The 1,565-nt window shown below is 41.3% G+C and carries 1 protein-coding gene and 1 pseudogene; both read right to left on the minus strand.

All coding sequences use genetic code 11. From position 1 onward, the window contains the following. Positions 1 to 269, minus strand: a pseudogene (locus H5232_RS24455) (DUF2235 domain-containing protein); the annotation flags it as partial. A gap of 177 nt (positions 270 to 446) precedes the next feature. Then, positions 447 to 1,490: a DUF2235 domain-containing protein gene (locus H5232_RS23155; RefSeq protein WP_259399475.1), complete on the minus strand. Its 1,044-nt coding sequence runs from the start codon at positions 1,488 to 1,490 to the stop codon at positions 447 to 449. Between the last annotated feature and the right edge of the window lie 75 nt (positions 1,491 to 1,565).

Consider the following 1,565-nt stretch of genomic DNA (forward strand, 5'->3'; position numbering starts at 1 on the left):
CTTTGTGGGCCAAAGCTACGGGCGCTATCAACCAGTGCTTTAAGCTCGTTAGGTAAAATATAAGGTATAGCTTGGCCGTCAGCTTGTTTGCGGTTAGCAAGTTCCGTTAAGCTTTGTAGTGGCACGCCTTGGTTAACCGCCGTTTCATGCATTAGCGCTAGGCTATAATGGGGTAAGGTATTATTTAAATTGCGCCGCCAATACGGTTTATAGCCGGTATAAACCGTATACTCTGATTCATTACGAATTCGCTTTGGCTTTCTGTTCATCCTTGGCCTACTTGCTTTAAACTCAATATTAATTGTTGGCCAATAATATTTTTGCTCAAGTGACTTTTTAAGCTGCGCTAATTCTTTATCGTGCTCTGGCTCTCCGGCTTGCCCAGCAATATATTGCCACGGGTATAATATGGTTGTTTCTACGGGGCCATAACCGCCGCCAATATCTCAGTGCACACCCGGTAATTCAATCTCTTGCTGGTTTTTAAGGAGCTGCTTATTACGGGTACGTAATGAGCTGAGTGGAAATTTATCACGCTTTTCATCAAATGCCGCCAAATGCATTACAAACCCCGCACTACTACTTGCTAGATGTAAGTTAACGGGGTAATCAAGTTCATTATTGGCATAAAACTCACTGTGGTTGTTGTCACCATCACCACCAATAGAGGCAACACTGTCAAATAAGCCAACAAAGCGGATAACGGGCTTAATACCGCCCCAATAGTGTGGATTATTTTTATAAATCGCATTCACTTGATTAACAAATGCCCGCGCTTGCGCTGCGCCACGGCTAAAACCAAATACGTCCAGAAATCCAATGCTCATCTTTGAGTATTCTTTGAAAAATTGAACTGTTGTGACTAGAGTCTCTCTAATTCGCTCATCAAAACTAAACGCCAAACCCATATCTAAGGTTGAATCGCTTTCATTTGCTTTAGTGCCAATACCTTCAACATAATAGCGTGATTGATATTTTTGAAAGGGATATAACTCAAACAACTTAACCACATTAGTCGGTTCATTCGCGTCGGTTGAATCTTGTATGTCGTTAAGGCGGTTATTCCCCGTGCCATCAAAAAATACACCAAAGCTAGGGGGCTCTGCGAGCAAGGTTATTTCAATATGACCTTTTGGTAATATTTTATGTTCAAGTAATTGCGGCCCGCCTTTTTCACCAATATTGAATGACCGAACCTTTAACAGGTCGAAATAATCTGCAAAGCTTTGTTCGTTAATAAGGGTTAACTCTGCCTCGCCCGCTATAATTACTTTTAAAGTATAAAGCGCTTGTTGTGACAGGTTTTTAAAGTGGTATTGTTGATTGCCCTGTTGCTCCAAGTTAACCGTACTACCTTGGCTAAACAACTGCGCTTTTATAGCTACATCACCAACCACTTTAACTATAATATTTTTTTGTAACGCACCAACATTTGTTTTTATAACCAGTGTGTTAACTTTATTGACTGCCATGGGCATTGCTTGGCTCATAACTTAGGCTCCATAAACATAAACAAGACGGCTTTTAGTAACCGGCCCTGCAATGCCGTCTACCTGTAGTTGTTG

Origin of the sequence: Pseudoalteromonas sp. SG41-5, from assembly GCF_014164495.1 — a bacterium.
Classification (GTDB): domain Bacteria; phylum Pseudomonadota; class Gammaproteobacteria; order Enterobacterales; family Alteromonadaceae; genus Pseudoalteromonas; species Pseudoalteromonas rhizosphaerae.

Coding starts and splice junctions, on each gene's coding strand:
- H5232_RS23155 (WP_259399475.1), bottom strand. CDS start 1,490: ATGAGCCAAGCAATGCCCATGGCAGTCAATAAAGTTAACACACTGGTT.